At 23.5% G+C, this 25,371-nt stretch carries 20 protein-coding genes and 1 pseudogene; 4 read left to right on the forward strand and 17 right to left on the reverse strand.

Annotated elements, in window-relative coordinates; all coding sequences use genetic code 4:
• Positions 1 to 440 precede the first annotated feature (440 nt).
• The 9 genes from D500_RS02170 to D500_RS02210 all read right to left on the reverse strand — a co-directional run bounded on the left by D500_RS02170 (position 441) and on the right by D500_RS02210 (position 11,939).
• Complete coding sequence (locus D500_RS02170; protein ID WP_008364346.1) at positions 441 to 1,619, reverse strand: BspA family leucine-rich repeat surface protein; 1,179 nt, start codon at positions 1,617 to 1,619, stop codon at positions 441 to 443.
• A 5-nt stretch (positions 1,620 to 1,624) separates the two neighbouring features.
• On the reverse strand, positions 1,625 to 2,191 hold the full coding sequence (locus D500_RS02175) for a BspA family leucine-rich repeat surface protein (protein ID WP_008364344.1): 567 nt from the start codon (positions 2,189 to 2,191) through the stop codon (positions 1,625 to 1,627).
• Positions 2,192 to 2,783: 592 nt separating this feature from the next.
• Complete coding sequence (locus D500_RS02180; RefSeq protein WP_008364342.1) at positions 2,784 to 4,634, reverse strand: P68 family surface lipoprotein; 1,851 nt, start codon at positions 4,632 to 4,634, stop codon at positions 2,784 to 2,786.
• A gap of 133 nt (positions 4,635 to 4,767) precedes the next feature.
• A complete protein-coding gene (locus tag D500_RS02185; protein WP_008364340.1) occupies positions 4,768 to 5,568 on the reverse strand; it encodes an ABC transporter permease subunit in 801 nt (266 codons plus the stop codon).
• Positions 5,549 to 6,562 carry a sugar ABC transporter permease gene (locus D500_RS02190; protein WP_008364338.1) on the reverse strand — a complete coding sequence of 338 codons (1,014 nt, stop codon included), beginning with the start codon at positions 6,560 to 6,562 and terminating at the stop codon, positions 5,549 to 5,551. The genes D500_RS02185 and D500_RS02190 overlap by 20 nt, the downstream gene beginning before the upstream one ends.
• The gene (locus tag D500_RS02195; protein ID WP_008364337.1) at positions 6,555 to 7,769 is read right to left on the reverse strand and encodes an ATP-binding cassette domain-containing protein; all 1,215 of its coding nucleotides are present in this window, start codon (positions 7,767 to 7,769) and stop codon (positions 6,555 to 6,557) included. The genes D500_RS02190 and D500_RS02195 overlap by 8 nt, the downstream gene beginning before the upstream one ends.
• A gap of 5 nt (positions 7,770 to 7,774) precedes the next feature.
• Positions 7,775 to 9,958 (reverse strand): SF1B family DNA helicase RecD2, encoded by a 2,184-nt coding sequence (recD2, locus tag D500_RS02200; protein ID WP_008364335.1) that lies wholly within the window; start codon positions 9,956 to 9,958, stop codon positions 7,775 to 7,777.
• A 164-nt stretch (positions 9,959 to 10,122) separates the two neighbouring features.
• Positions 10,123 to 10,890 carry a type II restriction enzyme gene (locus tag D500_RS02205; protein WP_008364332.1) on the reverse strand — a complete coding sequence of 256 codons (768 nt, stop codon included), beginning with the start codon at positions 10,888 to 10,890 and terminating at the stop codon, positions 10,123 to 10,125.
• An 8-nt stretch (positions 10,891 to 10,898) separates the two neighbouring features.
• Complete coding sequence (locus D500_RS02210; protein ID WP_008364330.1) at positions 10,899 to 11,939, reverse strand: Dam family site-specific DNA-(adenine-N6)-methyltransferase; 1,041 nt, start codon at positions 11,937 to 11,939, stop codon at positions 10,899 to 10,901.
• Positions 11,940 to 12,131: 192 nt separating this feature from the next.
• Here D500_RS02210 and D500_RS02215 point away from each other — a divergent pair, with 192 nt between their 5' ends.
• Positions 12,132 to 12,299 (forward strand): hypothetical protein, encoded by a 168-nt coding sequence (locus D500_RS02215; protein WP_008364326.1) that lies wholly within the window; start codon positions 12,132 to 12,134, stop codon positions 12,297 to 12,299.
• Positions 12,300 to 12,360: 61 nt separating this feature from the next.
• Here the strand turns inward: D500_RS02215 and D500_RS02220 are convergent.
• From D500_RS02220 to D500_RS02230, 3 genes and pseudogenes are all read right to left on the reverse strand, one after another.
• A pseudogene (locus tag D500_RS02220) lies at positions 12,361 to 13,768 on the reverse strand (IS3 family transposase).
• 83 nt (positions 13,769 to 13,851) lie between these two features.
• Positions 13,852 to 16,542 carry a DNA topoisomerase IV subunit A gene (gene parC / locus D500_RS02225; RefSeq protein ID WP_008364028.1) on the reverse strand — a complete coding sequence of 897 codons (2,691 nt, stop codon included), beginning with the start codon at positions 16,540 to 16,542 and terminating at the stop codon, positions 13,852 to 13,854.
• Position 16,543: 1 nt separating this feature from the next.
• Entirely contained in the window at positions 16,544 to 18,475 is a 1,932-nt protein-coding gene (locus D500_RS02230) for a DNA gyrase/topoisomerase IV subunit B (RefSeq protein ID WP_008364026.1), read from the reverse strand.
• 217 nt (positions 18,476 to 18,692) lie between these two features.
• Between D500_RS02230 and D500_RS02235 the strand changes: the two genes are divergently transcribed.
• From D500_RS02235 to gnd, 3 genes are read left to right on the forward strand one after another with little or no spacing between them, the layout of a single operon-like run.
• The gene (locus D500_RS02235; protein WP_008364023.1) at positions 18,693 to 20,300 is read left to right on the forward strand and encodes a PTS mannitol transporter subunit IICB; all 1,608 of its coding nucleotides are present in this window, start codon (positions 18,693 to 18,695) and stop codon (positions 20,298 to 20,300) included.
• Positions 20,287 to 20,727, forward strand: a complete 441-nt coding sequence (locus D500_RS02240; RefSeq protein WP_008364022.1) for a PTS sugar transporter subunit IIA — start codon at positions 20,287 to 20,289, stop codon at positions 20,725 to 20,727. The genes D500_RS02235 and D500_RS02240 overlap by 14 nt, the downstream gene beginning before the upstream one ends.
• The gene (gnd, locus tag D500_RS02245; RefSeq protein ID WP_008364020.1) at positions 20,727 to 21,626 is read left to right on the forward strand and encodes a phosphogluconate dehydrogenase (NAD(+)-dependent, decarboxylating); all 900 of its coding nucleotides are present in this window, start codon (positions 20,727 to 20,729) and stop codon (positions 21,624 to 21,626) included. Before D500_RS02240 ends, gnd begins: the two co-directional genes overlap by 1 nt.
• 60 nt (positions 21,627 to 21,686) lie before the next feature.
• On the opposite strand, the gene D500_RS02250 is transcribed toward gnd, so the two are convergent.
• From D500_RS02250 to D500_RS02270, 5 genes are all read right to left on the reverse strand, one after another.
• Complete coding sequence (locus D500_RS02250; protein WP_008364018.1) at positions 21,687 to 23,102, reverse strand: NADP-dependent glyceraldehyde-3-phosphate dehydrogenase; 1,416 nt, start codon at positions 23,100 to 23,102, stop codon at positions 21,687 to 21,689.
• A gap of 176 nt (positions 23,103 to 23,278) precedes the next feature.
• The gene (locus D500_RS02255; RefSeq protein WP_008364016.1) at positions 23,279 to 24,046 is read right to left on the reverse strand and encodes a TrmH family RNA methyltransferase; all 768 of its coding nucleotides are present in this window, start codon (positions 24,044 to 24,046) and stop codon (positions 23,279 to 23,281) included.
• A gap of 30 nt (positions 24,047 to 24,076) precedes the next feature.
• The gene (locus D500_RS02260; protein WP_008364013.1) at positions 24,077 to 24,580 is read right to left on the reverse strand and encodes a dUTP diphosphatase; all 504 of its coding nucleotides are present in this window, start codon (positions 24,578 to 24,580) and stop codon (positions 24,077 to 24,079) included.
• A gap of 23 nt (positions 24,581 to 24,603) precedes the next feature.
• On the reverse strand, positions 24,604 to 24,909 hold the full coding sequence (locus D500_RS02265) for a hypothetical protein (RefSeq protein WP_008364011.1): 306 nt from the start codon (positions 24,907 to 24,909) through the stop codon (positions 24,604 to 24,606).
• Between the two features lie 105 nt (positions 24,910 to 25,014).
• Entirely contained in the window at positions 25,015 to 25,341 is a 327-nt protein-coding gene (locus tag D500_RS02270; RefSeq protein ID WP_008364009.1) for a hypothetical protein, read from the reverse strand.
• Between the last annotated feature and the right edge of the window lie 30 nt (positions 25,342 to 25,371).

Genomic DNA, 25,371 nt, shown 5'->3' on the forward strand with positions numbered 1-25,371 from the left:
TTTAATATCAACAGAGTTTAAATTGCTTGTTTTTAATTTTTCCTTAAGTTCTTCTAAAATTCATTTAAATTTCTTAGCACTATTTAATTTATCTTTAAAATTCTTATTTCAAATATCATTAATTTTAGATTCTACTTTATTACTATTATCACTATAGTAAGTAACTTTAGTAACGTTAGAATTTTTATTTATTAAAAAACTAGAACTAGTTGGAATTACTAGTAAAGTTGATATAGTTAGCAAAGTTAATAACTTCTTCATATAAATCCTTAGTATAAATTTAATATATACCCAAAATAATTTTATGAAATATGCATATTGTTAAAATAATGTCAATATGTAATTTAATAAAATGTTGTATATACTAAAAAAATAAAAATGAAGAGATAAATTTAACTATAAAAAAAGTTAGTTTTTAAACTAACTTTTTTTGATTTTTATTAATTATTACGTTTTTTTAATATCAATAATATTCCTGAAGTAATTGCAAGTATTGTTATAATTGAATACAATCCAATAGCAACTTTATCTACTTTTTTATCAATTTGTTTATCTATAGTATTTATATTAGTATTTGTATTTACAGTTGGTTTTTTATTTGTATTGATTATTCTATCTTTAAATAATTCTCCAGTTAAATCAGAAGCTGCTTTAGTATGCATATTAATATGATGATAATATCTATTTAAAGCTTGTTTTGATAGATTTGAAAATTCTTCATCAAATATTAATTTAGTTAAATCACTAGATTTTTCTAATTGTTTTTTAGATATTTTTCTTTCGACCCATTGTCTTTTTTCTTTATCAGTGTTTGGAGTTAAGTCTTTTAACTCATCAATAAATTCTTCTTGATCAACTAGAATATCTATTTCAGTTTTAACTTTAGATTCTTCTTCTTTTCATTTATTTAACTCATCAGTTAAAGCATCATTGAATTTATTAAAATCAGTGCTAAAGTCTTGTTCTTCTTCTTTATCAATTAAAGCTTCAATTTTGTTTTTAATTTCACTTGGTTTAGCTCAATCAGCATTTTCTTTATCAGTGTTTGGTGAAAATACTCTAATATCATCAATAAAGTCGTCTTCAATTTCATCTTTTTCAACTTGTTTATCGATTTGATCTTTAATAGCACTAGGTTGAGCTCATTCGTTTAGTTCATCAGTTAAAGCTTTATCAAATCTATCAAATTCTTCTTTAAACTCTTTAATTCATTTCAATTCTTCTTCGGTTTTTGGTTTAAAACTTTCTTTTCATAAATTTGCACCTAGATCATAAGAATCAAATTTCATTTTTTTATAAAATATTCAGTTAGATAAATCTTGATTAAAACTAGTTGCATTTTCAAACATATTAGTAAAATCAGTTACATTATTAATATTAAAATTACTTATGGTTTTATTAAATGCTTTAGCATTTTTAAACATTTTAACCATATTATTTACGTTAATAGTGCTTCACTTAGAAAGATCAGAATTAAATTTTTCAGCATTTTCAAACATGCTTGACATATTTAAGACGTATGAAACATTTCAAGATAAGTATCTCTTTTCATTTTTTTCGATTGTTTTAGTATTTATATCTTGATTGAAACTTTTAGCATTTCAAAACATTTGACTCATATTTTTTACTCTAGAGGTATCTCAAGTAGAAATATTCCAGTAAAAGCAGTAACTGATCCAAACATTCCACTCATATCTTGAACATTTTCTGTATTTCATTTATCTAAATCACGATTAAACGAACTAGCTCATGAAAACATACCAGACATGTTTTTAACATTTGAAGTACTTCAATTTGATATATCACCATTAAACTTAGAAGCATTTGAAAACATATTTTCTGTTGTTCTTACATTAGATACATCTCAAGTGTTTAAATCTTGGTTAAATATTTTAGATCCTTGAAACATTCCTTTCATATCTCTTACATTAGATACATCTCAGTTTTTAATACTTGGATCATTAAAATTTGTTGTATTTTTAAATAACTCTTTTGTTGAAGTGATTTCTTTTGGAAGTTGATCAGGAACTTTTACTGTTCCTTTTGGTAGTTTAATTGCTTGAATTTGTTCACCATCATCATAATAACCTATTTCATAAACAACAAAATCTGTATCATTTCAAAATGAGGCATCAATTTCTAATGGTTGAGAAAGTCTACTTTCACTTCAAGTTTTACCTCTATATCTCATAGGTTTTCAAGCTTTTTGAACACTTCCAGTTTCTAATGAAATTAAACGATTATTTAACTTAATTCAAAATACTTGGTCTTTTTTGTTGAATCTGAATCTACTTTTTGCTTCTGAACTATTAGTTAATTTAATAAAAGTGGGATCTAGACCATTTTGTTTAAGTTTTTCTTTAATTTCATCTAAAATAGATGAAAATAATTTAGCACTATCTAATTTATTTTTATAATCTTTATCTCAGATTTCTTTTATTTTATTTTCTACTTTATTTTCTTCTTCTATACTACTATATGAAATAGTATGAACATTATTTGAATCTTTGTTTATTAAAAAACTAGTACTAGTTGGAATAACTAGTAAAGTTGATATAGTTAGTAAAGCTAATAACTTTTTGATATTTTTCCTTAGTTCATTTTAGTGTATATATTATAACTTTATGAAATATGCACAATACTAAGAAAATGTCAATATGTAATTTGAAAAAAATGTTGTATATACTAAGAAAATTTAAATTAATGAGCAAGTTTTATTTATAAAAAATTATAAAAAAAGTTAGTTTATAAAACTAACTTTTTAAATATTATTACTTGAATTATTATTTAACTATTTGTTCGAATTGCTTAATCAAAGCGTCAACTTGTGTTGTAGATGGATTTTTAATTTCTGTTTGGTTTATTAAAGATTTAGAAATGTGTCCTGTGATTTGTGCAGTTTTATCATCAGTAGCAACTGCTTTAGCTATAACTTCACCTTTTTCTAATTTAACAAGTGATTTTAAAGAAAGTAGTGAAGATCTTAGCATATTAAGTGTAAAGTATTCAGGTTCTTTTGAAATATCAGGAGTCGCTTTTAATTTTTCTTCCAACTTTTTAACAGTGTCTTCCATTTTCTTAACTGTTTCATCAGTAACAACTGTTTTTAAAGGCATTATATAACCAGAAGTTTTTGCTAGAGTTAATCAATTATCCTCATTGTTTTTATTTTTTCCAGTATAAATTCATTTTAGGAATTTTTTAGTTCCTTTATTTAATTTTTCATTACTTACATTAATTGGAATAATACTTGAGCCACCTTCATGGAAAATACCTACGTTTTTTCCACCATTACTTCCTTTTTTTATTAAAGGAGTGATTTGTGAATCCATAAATACATCAGCTTCTTTTGCATTAACAGTTTCAAAATCTTTATCTTTTTTAATATCATCTCCAAAGTATGGGTGGTTTCTTGTTAATTGACTAATTTTATTTTGGTGAGCTCCAACAGAAGCAGCTAAGCTGAATGCACTTTGAAATCTAAAAATATTTCATGATCCTCATTCCTTATCGGCATTTGCCATAAATTTCATAGATTGAAATACTTTTTTATCTAATGAATTGCTTTTATTATTTTCTATTCTTTTTATAGATGATGATCATTCACCTCATAATTTTTGGAATTCTTCTTTAATAGTACTGTCATTTACTAAATTATATTTAACTTTAGGTATTTTGTTAGCTTTTTCTTTTTCTAATTCGAAAATAGATTTACTTTGATCGATTCTAGAATGTAATTCTTTGTAGAATTCATCTTCCTGATAGTCTATTGAAAAAACTTCTCCCGAAATTGTGTCATTACTAATTTTTTCTGGATCAATTTCTACACCCCCTACAAATTTAGAAGCAAGATCTCTTAGAGATTGAATTGATTCAAAAGTTTCTTTAGTAATTTTTATATCTTTTAATGAACCACTATCATTAGAACCATTTTTTTCTGTTTTTACTTTTAGTGCATTTCAAATACTTTTTTCTGGAATTTTATTTCCTTTAGTATCTTTTTCAGAAGCTTCAGCCTTTTTATAGATCTCTAGGCTTTTTTCAACAGTACCTCCACCTTTTTCAATTAAATCAAACATTTTTTTCATTAATTTTAGATTAAAGTGAACTGAATCAGTATCAGCATTATCAAATGGAATATTATATAGTTTATTTGTATCACTTTGTCCTGCTAATACTGAGTGCAAATCAGCAATTTTAGAACTAAACAAATTCTTATCAATACCTTGATCTGAAACGTCTAATAATCTTTGATCTTGATTAATAACATAAGCTCCTGATTGAGCTCCTAAAATAATATTTGGTAAAGCTTTAGTATTACCAGTTTCCATATTTTCTTTAACTTTTTTGATTAAGCCAAATTCACCATAGATATTGTGTACTTCAACATCTGGATCATTATTTTTATTATCTGCAAATTGGAATTTAACTGGAACAAAGTCTTTATCGTTTTTAAATGTTTCATTATAATATTTAACTAATGGTTTTAAAGATAAAGCTAAAGGTCACCCCGAACCTTGAGCTAATGAAAATAGAACTCTATTTGATGATGAAGTAGTAGAACATGCAATAGCAACAAACGGTGCAGCTACAGTAAAAGTCATAGCTGATAATCCAAGTAATTTTCTTCTCATATCTTTTTTTTCCTTATATTGTCTATATTTTTTTGTTTTTTACTTTCTAAATAATATTTTATACTATGAAAATTTAAAACTTTTAAAAATGAAAGATGAACAAAAAAAAGAAAGGTATTTTAATTAGTAAATACTAATTAAATCTACCAATCTTTTTAGAAAAGCTCATATAAATAATTAATGGAATTAAAACTGAAATCATAGCTCCAGCAGCTTGAACGTTTATTAAACTAGCTTCTTGTTCTCTTCCTAGTGTTTGATATCAAATAGTTATATTTGTAAATCCTTCAGATAAAATGAATTGTGGTCATAAATAATCATTTCAAACTGAAATAAATGAAAAGATAATTAATAAGAAATATCCTAGTCTCATTTTAGGTAAATAAACATAAAATAATTTGTCATATCATTTTAAATTATCATTTATCATTACTTTTGATTTTTCACTTTCAATACTTTTAGCTAAATTAAAAATATAAGTAAAGTTAAAAAATGAAAAAATAGCATTTGTAATATAAGCTATAGGAGTTGATTCTAAATTAATTTGTAATAAAACAGTTTTTAAACTTAAAAATATAGAAAATTCAGGAATTAAACTAATTATTATAAAAAAGTATGAAAACACTTTTTGATAAACTGGTTTCATTTTTAATAACCCAATAATTGCTAGTGAATAAACAATTATTCTTATAGTAATTAGAATTGTTGCAAATAATATTGTTCAACCAAAGGCTTTTAAAAAGTTACTTTGAAAAGCTTTTAAAAAGTTAGACCAATTTCACTCTTTAATTACTAAATAAGTTTTATTTTCTACAATTGAACTATTATAAAGTAAGGCTTGTAATAATAAATAGTACAAAGGAAATAATAACAACAAGATCAATAACCCAATTAATAAGTATTTAATTATTTCTTTAATTATTATTTTTATCATATTTACCTCTAAATTTTAAAATAATTTTATTAATTAATTTTTTAATTAATTTGTAAATACTTTTAATTGTTTTTGGTCTTAATAATAAAATTACACATAATAATAAAACTAAATAAGAAAAACTAAAAAATGCTGCTGAATAACCTTTTTCAAACCTTAACACTCCATTTGAACCTCAACCAAGATATTTAATTGTATAACTTGTTAAAGTATGAGCATAATTTAAATCAACATTAAAATTATCTTCTAATAAAGCTGATGGTAATAATAAACAAGCAAAAATAAAATTAGTAAATAAAATTGAAAATAATACTTTAGATAACTCATTTAAATAAACATATTTAAAAGATTGAAATAATGTTAAATTATCATTTAACATTAGCTTTTTATATTTAAGATCACTTCTAGATAAAGCTGCTGCAAATAAAATTAAATTAAATGGTAATGATCTTCATATTTGATATATAGAATAATAAATTCAAATCGGTAAACGTTGATTACCACTAGTAAAACTATATTGATTTAACCCTAAAATGTAAAAAAACAAGTTTTTAGATCCAAAAAAATTAGTAAAAGCAATCCCTATTGCAAACCCTGATATAAAAAACTGAGAATAAATTACTGAAAGTAAAATACTTTTTGTAGTTCTACTAATTAAAGAATTAATAATAAAACTAAATATTAACGCTAGTATTATAGAAATTCCAGTTCCAAATAATAAAACAAACGTTGAGTTTAATATCGCATGTTTAAAGTTAGGATCAGATAGTATGTTGTTATAATTTTTAAAATTATATTCATAAATAGTTCTATTAGCTTCATTTGGAGAATATCTTAAAGATTTTATAAAAGTATGAAAAATAGGAATAATTGTAAATAATAAAATTAGTACTAATAAAGGTAACATTAATAAAACTATTTTTAATACTGGAACTGAGTTTTTTAATTTTAATTTAAATTGATCTTTTGATTTAAAAATACTTAGTTTATTCATAAATTCTATCTCCAGAACTATTAAATACTAATACATCAGTATCATTATATTCAAGATCAATTTTGTCATTAACTTCTAAACTATTATCATTTAAAACTAAAGTTCATTTAATATCTTTTGTAAAGTTAATTAAATAGTGTACTTTATCTCCAAAGTTTTTCTTTTCAATAATTTGATATTTACCATTTTTATTGACTTTAACTTTGATTTTATTATGTCTTATATAATAACTTTTATCTTTTGTTTGTTTAATAAAATTAATTTCGGGACTTCCAATAAATTTAGCAACAAATAAGTTATTTGGATTATCATACATTTGATCTCCAGAACTAAATTGTTGAATTTTACCTTTGTCAAGTAAAATAATTTGATCACTTATTTTTAAGGCATCTTGTTGATCATGAGTTACAATAATCATACTTAAATTAAATTCTTTTTTAATTTTAATTAATCAATCAATAGTTGATTCTTTAATTTTTGCATCAAGAGCTGAAAAAGGTTCATCTAATAATACCAAATTAGTTTTTTTAATAATTCCTTTTGCAAAAGCTACTCTTTGTTTTTGTCCTCCAGATAATTGACTAACATTTTTATATAATAATTGATCAATTTCTAGTTTTTTAGAAATTAATTCTATTTCGTTTTTAAAAAGATTTTTTAATCTAAGTTGTTTTAAAAACTTAAATTTATGTTTAGTTTGTTTATCAAATAAAATCATAAAAACTAAACTTAAAAAAGCTTGTTTTTTAAATTTATTATTAGAATTACTATTTATTAAGTTTTTATAAACTTCAAATTTGTTATTGATTTTTTCTGAATAATTATTATTTTTTAAAAACTCATTAAAAAACTTTAAATAAGTTGAATCAACTCATTTAGAATAATTTTTAGCACTTAAAAAAACGTTATTAAATACTGTTGTGTTTTCATAAGTAGAATTTTCTTGCATAATATAAGCAATTTCATGAATTTTAGGATTATTTAAAATTTTAATACTTCCCATATCAGGTTTAATATAACCTAATAAAAGGTTTAATAAAGTAGTTTTTCCAGATCCACTTGGTCCTAGTAAAGAAATTATTTGGTTTTTTTCTAAAGTTAAATTATTAATTTCTAAATCATAGTTTTGTTGTTTTTTATGATGTTTAAATTTTAGATCACTAATTTGAATTAAAGGATCATTTATACTATTATTTGCTTTTTTCATAGCTTTTATTTTCTTTCACTTATTTTATTTAGTATTTGATTAGTTAAAGTTGTTTTTCTTAATTTAGCTTCTTGTTTAATTGCAAAGTTAAATAAATCATAATCACCAATTATTACTAGTTGTTTTTTAGCTCTTGTAATAGCTGTATATAAAAGTTTTTTATTTAAAAAGCTACTAAACAAAGTATCTTGTAAAACTAAAATAACTTTATCATATTCACTTCCTTGAGTTTTATGTACACTACAACAATAACTTAAACTAATATCATCAAATTGTTGAGCATCAAATTCAAGTTCAATGTTATTAAAATTAATAATTGCTGATTGAAACTGATTATTTATTTTATTAATTTGTTTAATATAACCAATATCTCCATTAGATAGATTTAATTCACTATCATTTTTTAAATACATTACTTTATCATTAATTGCATATCTAAATCTTAATCTATCATAAACATTATTTTGATCTAAAATATTTTGATTAAAGTTATATTGAATAAAATTATTTAAATTTTCAATTCCTAAAATATCTGCATAAACTGGTGAAATAATTTGTATATTTAAATTTTGATCAATACTTTGTTGATAAATCGTTTTTAGTTTATCTAAACAAGCTTGTTTATCTTTATTAAAGAAAAACTCAACATTATTTGAATCATTGAATTTATTAAGATCAAAAGTATTATTTTTTATCATATAAGCTAAATCAATAATATTGTTATTATTTTGACGATGAATTTTTTTTAAGTTAGTTGTTGAAATAATTTTTGAACTAATAATATCAAAAAAAGCATTTCCATAACTTACACTAGTTAACTGGTCAACATCACCAATTAAAACAATTTTTTTAGCTTTACTAATTGATGATAAAAACTGACTAAATAAACGTGTATCTATCATCGAACATTCATCAACAATTAATAAATCATAATCTAGTGGATTATTAGCATTAATACTAAATTTATTATCTTTTTCATATCCTAAAAGTTTATGAATAGTTGTAGCATTACATTCTAAAAAACTTTCTCTAATTCTTGCTGCTGCTCTTCCTGTTGGAGTACAAATTGCATAATTTGTAGAATGATAAACTTTTTCAAACAATCTAACTATTGCTTTAATAATTGTTGTTTTACCAGTCCCAGGTCCTCCGGTTATAATACTGATTTTATTTTTAATAAAGTTTTTTAAAGCTAAAACTTGGTTATCATCATATTTAAAATCTTTACTAATATTTATTTGTATTTGATTAATAAAACTACTAATTAAATCATCATCAAAATCATCAGTAATTAAATAATTTTTAACTAAAACATCACTAATAATTAATTCATCATAATAAGATTCATAAGTATAAATATTTGAATTATTTTTAACTAATAAATTATTATTAAAAGCAAATTCTAAACCTTCTAATAACAGATTTTGATCATTAATTTTTATTAAATTTGAAAGTTTTTTTAACAAATAATATTGATCTGTATAACTATTTCCAGTATTAAATAAAATTTCATTACACACATACAAACTATAATAAGCTAATCTAGTTAAATCATTAGTTTTATTATTATTAAAATGTAAAAATATTTTATCTATTTCATTAATTAAACCTAGATTATGTTTAAAAGCAAATTCAAATCAGTTATTTACAAATAGTTGTTTTAACTCATGTTCATCTTCAACATATTTTTTTAATTTATCTAATATTTTTAAACTTAAATTATGATTAATAAATTCAATTCTTAATCAGTTTTGTTCATTAATTTCTTTAATCTTGTTATAGATAAGTTCTAATTTGTCTTTACTAACATCTTTTATTTTAAAAAACTCTTCTTTATTATTTAAAATTTCTTGAATGAAGTTATTTGTATAAAGTTTAGCGATTTTAGTTGCTGTTAGATTACCAATGCCAGGAAAAACATCTGATTTTAAAAAGTTAATAATTTGTTCTTCATTATTAATGTTTGCTAAAGTATAACTAGAAACTTCAAAGCTTGTTCCATATTTTAAATGATTTGTAAGACTACCTGTAAGTTCATATAAAACTTTAGGTTTTAAATCACTAATTTCACCTTTAATTTTTATTGTTTTTTTATTATTTTCTTCACTTATAAAAATAGCTAAAGCTCATGAATTAGATTTATATAAAAACTTAGATAAATAACCTCTGATCTTTATTTGTTCTTCCATAAAGTTATTCCTTTAATAGTTTAAAATCTATTTTAATAATACCAACAAACATTAATTTAATGCTTAATAAAATTAAGAATTATAAAATAAAAAAATGATCTTTATATTTAAGTTAAAATTTTAAATAAAAAAAAAGAAGTCTAATAAAAGACTTCTTAACTTAATTATTCTTGTTCTAAACTATATTTTTTAAACTTTACTAATTCTATAGAAGAATAATAATCAGGAGTTAGAAATTTATATTCATATAATGTAATTTCATTATTTTTATAAGTACAAAATACAAGTCTTATTGGTTTATTAGTTTTACTTAATCAATATCTATATGGATAATATAATTGTCTTATATTAAAATCTTTTGGTTCTGAATTTTTAGCTTCTATTATGACAATAAAATGATCATTTTCTAATCCTGCATCAATTTCACATTGAACCTTTTTAACATTTACTTTAATTTTGTTAGGTGTAGAATTTTTAGTATTAATTCAAAAATTAAAAGGATCAGTTCTCATTTTCCCACTAAAAGTAGAAACAAAGTCATTGTCTTCTAAAAAATCATCTAGTATTTTAAATGTTTGTATAGTATTTAAAACTTTAGATTCTGAAGATATATCTGCAATGCTAATAGTTGTGTATTTATTATTAACTTTTATAATATTAGTTTTTAAAAATTTAGTTTCAGGTAATTGTTCGTATAGATCAAAATTAGATAGAATGTATTCACCATTATTAATTGGTAAAAAACTTATATTATTGTCTTTAAAAATTTGTGGTAAATTATCATAACTATCAAATTTAGCCATTAATCTAGGTTCTCTATACTTTTTAATTTGTTCAGCACTAATAATAAAAGTCCCGTGTTGTTTAATTTCTTCTAAAACATTAAGATCTTTAAATAGTTTTTCTCATGCATTATTTGTAAATGAATCCATTTGTTATTTTATAATTCCTTTTTATAATTACTTATTAATAATTCGTTTATATGACCACGTTTATCAGCCTTACTATTAATTGATCTTTTTGCTTTAACAACATAAATTTCATAATCTTTATATAGATCTCTAATAAATTGACAATCAGAATTTGATAATAAAAACTTAATATTTTTTTGTGTTAAAAGATCACATTGTTCTTTTAATTCTATTTGTTGTTTAATATCAAAACCATTTTCAGTATAACTAGTAAATGAAGATGACTCACTAATTGGCATATATGGTGGATCTAGATATATAAAATCTCCAGGTTGTGCTAGTTTTAAAACTTCTTTATAGTCTCTATTTAGAATTTGAATGTTATTATCATTTAAATACTTAGAAACATTTAAAAGATTTTCTTTATTAACAATACTAGGGTTTTTATATTTACCAAAAGGAGTATTAAAATAACCATCTTTATTTACTCTATATAAACCATTAAAACAAGTTTTGTTTAAATAAAGTACTCTAGCAGCCTTTTTAACATCAGATAACTTGCTATATTGTTTAGTTCTATCTAAATTTCTAATTTGATAAAAATATTCTTCACTATGATTTTTTTTATGTTTTTCTAGTAATCTTATTAGTTTTAAAGGATCATTTTTAATTACATTATAAATATTAATTAGTTCATCGTTTAAATCATTAATAATAGCGTTTGTAGGTTGTAGAGCAAATAAAATAGCAGCTCCTCCTACAAAAGGTTCAATATAGTTGCTAAATTGATTAGGAATAAAATCAAGAATTGTTTGTTGGATTTGTTTTTTACCTCCAACTCATTTAACAACGCTATTTAGTGTTTGTTTTTCTTTATTAAGTGAAAAAACTTCTTTAAAATCACAATTTAAAGCATCACAAATTTTAACTATTTCAGTTAAATTTACATCTTTTTGTTTAACTAAATTTTTATAACAAGAACTAGATATATTTGTAATTTTTAAAAAATCTCTTTTGTTAATTTTTCTAGTTTCTAATAAATTTCAAAGTGGCTGATAAGAAATATTCATACAACCTCCAATAAGTTGTTAGTACACTTTAATTCTATCATTTACAGATCTTTACTTAATAAAATATTTATTCGAATGAAATATTTAGAATACACAAGTGTCATTCTTTATTTCGTATTTTATTTTGCATATCTTCATTTTTAAATAATTAATAAAAAATGATAAACTAATATAAACAAAGGAAGATTAGCAATGAAAAAAGAAACTAAAAAAGATAAATGAGATATTGACAACTTTCTAATTGTTGATGCACCTAAAAAAACCAAAGAAGAAATTGATAGAGAAGTTAAAAAGAACGCAGATGAATTATTGTCTAATCCAGAATTTATTGAAATTTTAAAAAGACTAGAAAAAATGTAATATCTTGGTAAATATAATACAAATAAAAAGACTAGATTCTCCCCGCTACCTTAAACACGGACTAAAAATTTTCAATATTATAACAGGATTGTTTTCTGAATTGTACAGGAGACAATCCTTTTAATTTTTCTTTTATTCTTATATTGTTGAACCAATAAATATATTTATGTATTGCTTTAGTTAAATCTTCTATTGAATTGTATTTCTCACCATAATAAATTTCTTGTTTTAATAAACCAAAAAAATTTTCTATAATAGCATTATCTAAGCAATTACCTTTTCTAGACATACTTTGTATTATGTTATTTTCTTCTAGCGTACTTACTCAACTCATGTGCTGATAATGAAATCCTTGATCAGAATGAATTACTAAACCATTTGTATTTTTAACCTTCTTAAGCGCTTTTTTTAGCATTGAATTAGTTAGGTTTAAGTTAGGTCTAGATTGAATTGAATATGAAATAATTTCACTGTTATAAAGATCAATAATTGGTGACAGATATAGTTTTTGACCATTAACTTTAAACTCTGTTACATCAGTACATCAAACTCTGTTTGCTTCTGTTGAAGAAAAATTTCTTTTTAAAACATTGTCTGCGATTTTCCCAACAATTCCTTTATAAGAACTATATCTTCTGTTCTTTGTTCTAAATTTGACACACTGAATACCAAGTTCTTTAGTTAGCCTTAAAATTTTTTTGTGATTCACAATATATCCCATTGATTTTAAGGTCATTTTTAGCCGTCTATAGCCATATCTTTCAAATGATTTGTTGAATATATCAACAATTATATTTTTTAATTCCATATCCTTATCTATTGAATTTTCTAATTTCTTTTTCATTCATAAAAGAGGATTTAGGTAATTTTGCTATTTTTAAAAGAATAGAAACTTTAGCTTTTTTGTGAGTTTTTAGCATTTCTAAAATTACTTTTGTTTTTTCCTTGTTGATTCTTCTTCTGTCAACAAGGTGTTTAACTTTTTTCAGAATTCAACCTCTAATTTGTAGTATTCAACTTCTTCTTCTAATTGTTTTATTCTATCTTCATTATTAGTTGTTATTTTTGTTTTCTTTTTTTTAACTGGTTTTTCTTAGAGTTTTTCATAATTTTTTAGGTCTTCCTATATTATTATTTAACCCTAAAATTCCATTTTCTTTATACTTTTTAACTCAACCAGCTATAGTTGATGAATGTATAATATTAAATTTTTTTGCAACTTCCCTGTATGATTCTTTAGTTTTAAGTTTATATAATACTATTTCTTGTTTTGCTTCCAAACTATAATGAGGTTTTGTTTTCTTGTGGGTAAGCGCTTCTATTCCAAACATTTCATATTTGTAAATTCAACCCTTTAAAGTATTAGCCGAGACATTATGCCTGTCTGCCAAATAGGTGCTATTTTTAACATTAAGTCTTTTAGCTTCTTTGACAATTTTTAATTTTTTTTCTAAGCTTCATTTAGCCATATAAAAACCCCACTTCCTGGATTTTTAGTCCGGAATATGGGGTTCGGGGGAATTATATCTAGTCTTTTTCATATTCTAGTTAATTATTCTTCTTCATCACTATTATCAAAAAAGTCTTCAAAATCTAGTTGTTTAGTTTTTTTATCTTTTTTATTAGAATGATCTACTTTTGATAATAATGAAGAAATATCATCTAAATAAGAGCTTAAATCAGTACCGTGAACTTGTTTTGCATTATTAATAGCTTGATTTTTAACATCTTTTGAAACAATAATACGTTCACTTACAGGTTTATTAAATTTAGGTTTAACTTCTTCTTGATCTTCATCATCTTGTTGAGTTAAATTATTTGATAAAGCAGGTTGATCATAAGCTATTGATCTAATTAATTGTTTAATACTTATATATGAAATTTGATCAATATTTAAAGCTAAACTATTATGTTCTAAATCAGTATGTTTTAAATCATTTACATTAATATCTATGATTTGATCATTTTGATCTAAAATAGAAACAACCATATCATTACTTGTTGCAAAACCAAATAAAACTTCTTCTTTGTTTTTCTTTTTTTCAACTAAAATTCTAGTTCCTTTTTTTGGTCTTATATAAATTGGAATTAGATTTTGATCAAGTTTTTTATAATTATTTTTATTAGTAAAAATTAAAATATCTTTATTATTATCTAAGCTTAAAGCACTAATAATATAATCATCTTTTAAATTAGCTGCTTTAACTCCTTTTGAAATAGTTGATTGAACTGGAATATCTTCAATATTGTATCTAACTGCATAACCGTTTTTTGTAACAATAGAACAATAACTAGTTTTTGAACTAACTAAATCAGCATAAACTAAACTATCATCATCACTAATTTTCATTATTTTAAATGATTTATTAAAAATCTTAGTTTCTAAATCTGAAATTTGTGTTCTTTTAATTAGACCATTTTTAGTAACTAATAATAAGTGTTGAGTTGAATTTGTAAATTCTTTTAATACAAAAGCATTAATAATAGTTTCATTTGGTTGAGTTGTAGCAACACTATTTATATGAACACCTTGTTCTTTTCATTTACTTTGTTGGATTTTATAAACTGGTATAGAATAGTAATTTGCTTGATCTGAAATTAAAATTAAATGATCTAAATTAGAACAAACTCCTTGACTAATTCACATATCATTTGGTTTTTTACCAAATAAAGACATTTCATTTTTACTTAAAACATTATTATCAATAACTTTAATATAACCATCTTTTGAAATTCATAAATTAATTTCTTTTTCAACAATTACTTCTTTTTGATCAACATCAAGATTTTCAATTAAATCATCAACTTGAGATTTTCTTTTAACTTTAAATTCTTGTTTTACTAATTCTAGTCTAGAAATAATTTCATTATCTAAAACTTGATTATTGTTTAAAATTAATTCATATTTTTTAATCTTTTCAATAAGTTCAGTTTTTTCTAATAAAAGTTTATTTACATCAGTTGAAGTTAATCTATATAACCTCATATCAACAATAGCTGTTGCTTGGTTTGTTGAAAAATCAAATTTTAAAACTAAGTTATTAATTGCATCTAATCTATTTTCTGATTTTCTAATTACTTTAATAACTTCATCTAAAATTGATAAAGCTTTAATTAATCCATTAACTATTTCTAAACGATTATTTGCTTTATTTAAATTAAATTGTGTTCTTTTTATAAATACTTCTTTATAGTGAGAAATATAAGCTTTAATTATTTCAATTAAACCTAGTTGTTTTGGTTGTTTATCAACAATAATAATATTGTTATAGTTATATGAAACACTTAGTCAAGTTGATTTAAATAAAAACTTTCTAACAGTTTCTAAGTTAGCTTTTTCATTTAATTCAATAACAATTCTTAAACCTTTTCTATCAGTTTCATCTCTAATTTCTTTAATTCCTAAATTAGGATTATTGTCAATTACATCACCAATTTTTCTAACTAGATCTTGTTTAACTACTTCATATGGAATTTCATCAATTACAATATTATTTTTTTCTTGATGTCATTTACTACTAATAATAACTTTACCTTTACCAGTTAAAAAAGCTTCTCTAATTCCTTGTTTGTTTTGAATAATAGCTCCAGTTGGAAAATCAGGACCTTTAACTATTTTTAAAATTTGATCAATATTAATATTTGGATTTTTAATAATACTAATTGTTGCATCTATAATTTCATTTAAATTATGAGGTGGCATATTTGTTGCATATCCAGCAGCAATTCCAGTAGCTCCATTTACTAAAATATTTGGAAAATAACTAGGTAAAACTGTTGGTTCAGTTTCACTATCATCAAAATTTGGTGAAAATACAACTGTATTTTTTTCTAAATCTTCTAATAAAAGATTTGAAATTTTAGTTAATCTTGCTTCAGTATAACGCATAGCAGCAGCAGAATCACCATCAATTGATCCATTATTTCCTTGCATATCAACTAGTGGAATATTTACTTTTCATCACTGAGACATTCTTACCATTGCATCATAAATAGAAGTATCTCCATGTGGGTGATATTTACCAATTACTTCTCCAACAACTCTTGCTGATTTTTTATATGGTTTATCAAATGTTAAATTCAATTGACTCATTGCATATAAAATACGGCGTTGAACTGGTTTTAATCCATCTCTAACATCAGGTAAAGCTCTTTCTTGAATAATGTATTTTGCATACCTACTAAATCTATTACCTAATAATTCTTCTAATGGATATAAAATAATTTCTGTTTTATCTGACATTTTATTTTTCCATTTCTATAACTTGTATTTGATCATCTTCTAAAGTGAATTTAACATTTTCTTGAATTCATAATTTACGTTTTTCAACATCATCACCCATTAAGGTTTTAAACATTTTTTCAGCTAATAAACCATCAGAAATTGTAACTTGAATAATTTTTCTATTTTTAGGATCCATTGTAGTTTGTCATAACTGATCAGCATTCATTTCTCCTAAACCTTTATAACGTTGAATTTCATATTTTTTATTATTAGTTTTATTAAATTCTAATAATTCTTCTTCATCTCATAAATAAATAAAACTTTTATCATTAAAAGTAATTTTATATAAAGGTGGTAAAGCAATATAAACTTTTTTATGAACAATAAGATCTTTCATATGTCTGTAAAAAAATGTTAATAATAAAGTCTGAATATGAGCTCCATCAGTATCTGCATCAGTCATGATAATGATTTTTCCATAATTAATATCTGAAATATCAAAATCTTTTCCAACACCAGCTCCAATAGCATTAATAATTGATTGAATTTCTTCATTTTTTAATAAATCAATTAGTTTTGCTTTTTCTGAGTTTATTACTTTACCTCTTAGTGGTAAAATCGCTTGAAAGTTTCTATCACGTCCAGATTTAGCACTACCACCAGCTGAATCTCCTTCGACTAAATATAATTCATTTAGTTCTCTTTTTTTACCTTGAGCTGGTGTTAGTTTACCTAACATCATTTTATTAACGTTCTTTTTACCTTTAACACTTTTAATTGCTTGTCTTGCTTTTTTTGCTTCTAATCTTGCTTTTTGACTAATTAAAGCATTTTCAATAATTTTGTTTGCTAAAACTTTATTTTCTATTAATCAATAGCTCATAAATTCATAAACTATTTGTTCAACTACAACTTTAGCATCAGAAGTTCCTAATTTAGATTTAGTTTGTCCTTCATATTCAATTAGATTTTCAGGAATCTTAACTGTAACAATAGCTACTAAACCTTCTCTTAGATCATTTGAATCTAATTTAATTTTATCTTTTAAGATTTTTTGATCTTTTGCATAATCATTAATTGCTCTAATTAAACCTGATTTAAATCCAACTAAATGAGTTCCACCATCAATAGTTTTTACATTATTTGCAAATCCTAAAATAATTTCATTGTCATCTTCTGTGTATTGTAAAGCAATTTCAGCAATAATATTTTTACTTTCATTATTAATAGTAATAATATCTGTAACTGGTTTTTTATCATCAACTAGTTCTTTTACAAATTCAACTAATCCATCTTGAAATTGATATTCAACATATCTATTAGAAATTAGATCTGATAAAGTAATTTTTAATCCTGAGTTTAATAAGGCTGATTCTTTTAATCTTTCACTAATTAAAGAAAAGTTAAATTTAGTATTACTAAAAATAGTATCATCTGGTAAGAAATTAATAGTTGTACCTGTTTTGTAAGTATTTGCTATAAAAGTTAAAGGTTTTTCTAATTTACCACCATTTCTAAACTCAATTTCATGAATCTTTTTATCACGATAAATTGTTGCTTTAAATCTTTTTGATAAAGCATTAGTTACACTAGATCCAACTCCGTGTAATCCACCACTTGACTTATAAGCTGTACTATCAAATTTTCCTCCAGCATGTAAAACTGAAAAAATCACTTCAGGAGTTGATTTTCCTGTTTTATGCATACCAGTTGGAATACCTCTTCCATTATCTATAATTGTAATTGAGTTATCTTTTTCTAAAACAACATCAATTTGAGTACAAAATCCAGCTAAAGCTTCATCAATAGCATTATCTACTATTTCTCATACTAAATGATGTAATCCTCTATTATCAGTTGAACCAATATACATTCCTGGTCTTTTTCTAACTGCTTCTAGTCCTTCTAAAACCTGAATCGCTGATTCATCATATTTTTTATTTTCAGCCATATATCTCCTATTCTAAGAACACTTACTATAATAATTATATTTATTCTAAAGCAATTAAAATTAAATACTTAAGAAATTATCATATCAATTTTACAAATAAAATATTATTTTTAAAATATCGATTTTATATAAGTATTAGAAAAATTATTTTTTCTTTTTAATCTTAGTTATACAACTTTTAGTTTTGTTATAAAAATATTGAAAGGAAGTGAAGATAATGAATTTAAAAAAGAAAATAGGCTTTTTTAATACTAAAACAGATATTGACAAATCTTTAGTACAAAATGCTAAATTTTCTAAAAATAAAGTTAAAAGACAAATTCAAAAAATCGGAAGCTTTATGGCTGGAATGATTATGCCTACTGTAAGTATTTTAATTGCTTGAGGTTTAATTACAGCTATGTTTTTAGGAAAATATGTTGATGGTAAATGAGTTGCTACTGGATGATTTAACTTTGAACCTTTTGGTCAATTAGTAGGTCCTACTATGAAGTGATTGATTCCTGTTTTAGTTGCTTATACTGCTGGAAATATGATTTATAAGACTAGAGGTGGGATGTTAGCTTCGTTTTTAGTAGTTTGTGCAATCATAGGAAATGATTTTTTATATAAAACATTAATGGCTGACTGAAAATTTGCAGAAGGAACAGTTGGTAAAGCTGGAGCACCTAATCAGATAGTTGCTGCTATGATAATTTCTCCATTATTTGTTTATATAACTAAAAAAGTTGAAATATTATACATAAATAGAATAAAACCTGGATTTGAAATGTTAGTAAGAAACTTTTCATTAGCTGGTTTTGCAATTATGTTTGGTTTATCAATTTTTTGAATTTGACCATTTGTGATGTATTCAATTAGTTGAGTGATGATACAAATAATTAATTTATTTACAAAATTACCTTGATTATTCCCGTTTATGTCAATATTTACTGAACCATTAAGATCAGTATTTTTAAATAATGCCTTAAACTGAGGAGTAATGATACCAATAGGTTTACAAGAAGTTCAATTAAAAGGATTTAGTGGATTTTTTATGGTTGGTGGTAATCCAGGTCCTGGATTTGGATTGTTAATTGCTTATGTTGTTTGAAGAAAACAACAAAGAGGTGCTGCTTCAGGAGCAAGTCTTATTCAATTAATTGGTGGAATTCATGAAGTTCACTATGTTTATATTTTAAGTGAGCCAATTATGATTTTAGCAACCATTTCAGGAGCATTTACTAGTTTATCAATTGTTAAATTACTAGCAGGTGGAGCTACTGCTGCAATTTCTCCAGGCAGTTTGATTTCAGTTATTTCAGTAGCAGGATCAGGTTATAGAATAGCTATAAATGTATTAGCTGTGTTTAGTGGTGCTATAGTTTCATTCTTAGTTGCATCATTAATTATGAAATTTAAGAAAAAACATAATAGTGTTGTTATGGGAGTTGAAGTTGGTGATGATGGAGTTAAATTTAACAACGAACAAAATTCTAATCAAAAACAAAATAACAACTCAAATAATCAATTTGATTGAAGTAAAGTAAAAAATATAGTTGTAGCTTGTGATGCTGGGGTTGGTTCTTCAGCTATGGCAGCTGGTATTTTAAAAAAATGAGTTAAAGATAATCAAATTGATGTTAATGTTTCAAATTGTGCTGTTAAAGATTTAACTAATCAAATTGATGTAGTAATTACAATGAATAATTTTGTAGAATTTGCAAAAGAAAAATCACCTAATGCTTATGTTTTTGGAGTAGATAAATTTTTAGGACCTAACATATATGATCCAATTAAAAATGAATTGTTAAAAAATAAAAAGGATAATAATGATAAAAAGTAAAGATTGTGTTTTTATAGTTGATAGTTTTAAAGATAAAAATAAAGCTATGGAATTTGTTGGATCAAAAATGGTTGAACTAAACTATATTGATAAGGAATATATAGATTTTATTAAACAAAGAGATCAATTAGCAAGTGTTGCAATTGGTAATTATTTAGCAATACCACATGGTAGTTTAACTGGTGAAAAGTTTATAAAAAACCAAGGAATTATTATAGTTAAACTAAACAAAACTATGAATTGAGATAATGAAAAAGTTAATTGAATTATTGGATTAAGTTTATTAGGTGATAAACAATTAGAAATGTTACAAACTATAGCAATTTTATTTGAAGATATTAATAAAGTAGAACAACTTACAAAACAACTAAACACTATTGATCAAATATATGAATTTTTTACAAATTTAAAAATAGGAGAATATTAATGATACAAATTGGATTAATTGGTTTAGGTAAAATGGGATTCAATTTAATTCAAAATATTAAAAATAATAATTATGAAGTAATTGGATATGATTTAAATAAATCAATGTATGAAAAACTAAACCAAAAAAATATAAAAACAGCAAATAGTATAGCTGAACTAGTAAAAAGTCTTCCAACTCCAAGAGTTATTATGTTATTAGTACCAAACGGAAAAATCACTCAAGATTGTTTTGATGAAGTTTTATCATATTTATCTAGTGGTGATACTATTATTGATTCAGGAAATTCATTTTATAAAGATTCAATAAAAAGATACGAAATTGCAAAACAAAAAAATGTACATTTTATTGATTGTGGTATTAGTGGTGGAGTTAGTGGTGCTTTAAATGGAGCTTGTATGATGGTTGGAGCTGATAAAAAAGCTATAGAACCATTAAATGAGTTTTTTAAATCTTTATGTGTTGAAAATGGGTTTTTACATACTGGAAAAGTTGGTAGTGGTCATTTTTGTAAAATGGTTCATAATGGAATTGAATATGGAATGATGCAAGCAATTGGTGAAGGTTATGAGATTTTAAATAATTCTGAATTTGATTATGATTTTCAAAAAGTTAGTTTAATGTGAAACAATGGAAGTGTTATTAGATCTTGATTAATTGAACTAATGATTGATGCGTTTAAAAACGATCCTAAACTAGAAAGTTTAACTGGACAAGTTGATATGAATGGAGAAGGACTTTGAACAGTTCAACAAGCTTTAGAACAAAACACACCAGCTCCAGTTATTGCTTTATCTGTAATTATGCGCCAGAGAAGTAAATTAGAAGACACTTTTTCAGGTAAAGTTGTTTCTAGTTTAAGAAATGGTTTTGGTGGTCATGAAATTAAGAAAAAATAAGTTTATATTTTTATAAAAATAAAAATCCAAGCAATATTAAAAGCTTGGATTTTTTAATTATTAATTATTAATTACTATTCCTTTATATCTAGTTGAAAATAATAAAGTATCAACAATTCCTTGAACACCAAATCCAGAATCTTTAACTCCTAAAAACGGAAAGACATCTGGTCCACGTTGAGATTTTCCATTAATATTTACTGTTCCAACTTCTAGTTTTTGAGCAACAGTTAAAGCTTGATCAAGATTTTTTGTATAAACACTAGCTTGTAGACCAAAATTAGATTTATTTGCTATGTCAATCATTTCATCAACATCATTTGCTCTTATAATTGGTAAAACTGGTCCAAATGGTTCTTCTCAAGCTAATCTCATATCAGTTGTAACATAATCTACTAAAGTTGGATAAATTAAGTTTTTTTCTTGTTTATCTCCAACTAAAATTTTAGCACCTTTTTGTTTTGCATCATCAATTAAACCAGTTACAAAATCAGCTGTTTTTTGATCAATTAAAGGAGTAATATCACAGTTATCTTTTGGTAAACCAACAGTTAATTTATTAACTTTTTCTTTTAAAATAGGAGTTAGTTTATCAGCTATTTTATCAGTTGTAATTACTCTTTTAATAGCTGTACATCTTTGACCTGAATAACTAAAAGCACCACTAATAATTTCTTTTGCATATTTTTCTAAATCTAAATCATCTAAAACAATTGCTGGATCTTTTCCACCTAATTCTAAAACAACATCTTTAGTTGATGAAATTTGTAATAAGTGTTTTCCAACTTCAACACTTCCAGTAAATGAAATAAAATCAGCTAATTTATTTGTAACAATATCATCACCAATTTCTCTTCCTCTACCAGTAACAACGTTAAAAATTCCTTCTGGTAAATTAGCTTGATAAGCAAGTTCACCTAGTTTTGCTCCAATTAAACTTCCTTGAGTAGCTGGTTTAAATACAATTGTATTTCCAGTAACCAAACAAGGAAAAATTTTTGAAACAGCTAAATTAATTGGATAGTTAAATGGACTAATAGCAACTCCGACTCCTTTTGCAACTCTCATAAAAGTTCCAATTTTGTTTTTAGCACCATACTTAGATCCATCTATAATTAAAGTTTTTAAATTTCTTACTTCATAAAAAGTTTGATCAATATATTCAACACTTCTAATTACTTCAGTTAAACAATCTTTATAAGGTTTAGCAGTTTCACTCATAATGATTTGTGCTAATTCTTCTTTGTTTTTATCAATTAGCTTTTTTCATTTATCTAGAATTTCAATTCTTTTTTCTAGATCAGTATTTTCTCAAGCTTTTTGACTGGTTTTTGCTGCTAAAAAGGCATTATTAATATCTTGTTTAGATAAACTAACAACAACACCAGCAGTACTAAAATCAACAGGATTAATAATTTCTAATTCTTTATTATTATCAAATAGTTCACCATTTAAAAGTGCTTTAAATTTGTACATATGCTTTCTCCTTTGCTTATATTCTATTATATAAAAAATAATATTTTGTAGCTTATTTTTAATAAGCAATATTTTTTAACTTTAAAAAAGAATTTTAGATTTTTAATATAAAAAAAGAATTGATATTAAATAAAAAAAGTTCGAGAAATTCTCGAACTTTACTAATTATTAATAAACTATTTAGCATTATTAATTTGATACATAATAATAGAACCAGCCACAGCTGCATTAATACTATCAACGTCTTCTGCCATTTCAATATTAACGTTTAGATCAATTAAATCTAATAATTCTGGTGAGATCCCTTTAGCTTCATTTCCAATAATTAAAGCATATTTATCATCTGAATCAAATTTAACTTTACTTAAAGGTTTACTATCATCATGAAGTGAAGTACCAATAATAATGTAGTTATTATCATGTAATTGATTAATTACTTTAACTAAATATTCATTAATTAAGTTAACTTGAAACAAATTACCTTGAGTTGATCTTAAAACTTTTTGATTATGAAAATTTGCACTATTTGGTGAAGCAATCACGGTTTTAAAATTAAAACTAGCAGCACTTCTAATTAATGTTCCTAAATTGCCTGGATCTTGAATTTGATCTAATAATAAAATATTATTTTCAAAATCTATTTTAGTATTTTCAGGCATACTACAAATTGCAAAAATCTGTTGACTTGTTACAGTTTCACTAATTTTTTTAGCAACATTATCTGAAATTTCAATCACTTCTTCAATGTTTGGAATTTCATCTTTTAAAACTTGTAAAGCTTTATTAGTTCCTAATAAAGTTTTAATAATTTTATCATTATAAGCTTCCATAATCATATGAAAACCTTCAACAATAAATAGTTTTTGTTTATTTCTATGTCTTCTATCTTTTAATTTTAAAATTTCTTTGATCCTTGGGTTAGAGACCGAGCTAATTACTTCCATAAATTCTTCCTATTTATTAATATTTAAGTATTAATAATTATTATTTTGTCTTTGAAAATTAATTTCATTTTTAATATTATATGCATTAATAATTTGTTCTTGAGTATAGTTTTTAATTTGACAAATATTTAAAAATGCATTTAACAAATTAGAGTAGTTTATATTATTATTATCCTTTATAAAATCATTTAAACAACTAATAATTTCAAAATAAACTTCAATAATAGAATCTTTATTTAAAAAACTATAGTTAAATTGTTCAAAATTATAATTGATTTGATTTCCAACACTAATAATGAAATGAATTCCATCAATATATTCATCTAATTGAATTTCTAAATCTGATGGTTTTTTATTAGATCAATATTTAAAACTTCTTTCTTCATTAGCATATTCACCAAGTTCAACTAAAAAAGCTGTTAGTTTTTTATCTAATAAAGGTTTGTCAGATTTAAAATTTCATTTATTTTGAATAAATTGATCTAATATAATTTGTTTTTCACTTAATCATTTTAATGTTTTGTTATCTATCATATCATCAACTCTTTTCTTTTATATTATTTTAAATCTTTTTGTTTAATGATAATTACATCATCTTGATCTGTTTTATCTGATATTAGTAGTAATATTCCACCAATAATTCCAAGTAAAAAACCAAAGATTAATCCCATAACTCCGCAAACTATTTTATATCTATAAGTTTGATATTTTAATGACTTAATAGCAAATACTAAAGTGATTATTGCTGGTATTGCAAGAAGTAATGTAAGTATTGCAAAACTACATCCAATAATAATCAAAATTAGTCCTGATCTATATGTATCATCTAGTTTTTGATTTGGATTTATCATATATGGATTCATTAACTACCTCCTATTAATAGTTAAAATGTTTTTTAAATACATTTTTATAAAATCAAATAAAAATAATTAATTAATAGTTTTTCAAGTTTTAAATAATTTTGATAGTTATTTTAAATCTTTTTGTTTAATGATTATTACATCATCTTGATCTGTTTTATCTGATATTAGTAGTAATATTCCACCAACAATTCCAAGTACTGTACCAAAAATTATTCCCATAATCCCACAAACTAATTTGTATTTATAGGTCTGATATTTTAATGACTTAATAGCAAAAATTAATGTGATTATTACTGGTGCATAAGCAATAAGAAACAAAAGATTAAGTATAGGCAAAATCAATGTAATTGCACATCCTACAACAATTAAAATTAATCCTATTTTATATGTTTCATCTAGTTTTTGATTTGGTCTTATAATATTTGGTTCCATTAACTACCTCCTATTAATAGTTAAAATGTC

It is taken from the genome of Mycoplasma feriruminatoris (assembly GCF_000327395.2).
GTDB classification, from domain to species: domain Bacteria; phylum Bacillota_I; class Bacilli_A; order Mycoplasmatales; family Mycoplasmataceae; genus Mycoplasma; species Mycoplasma feriruminatoris.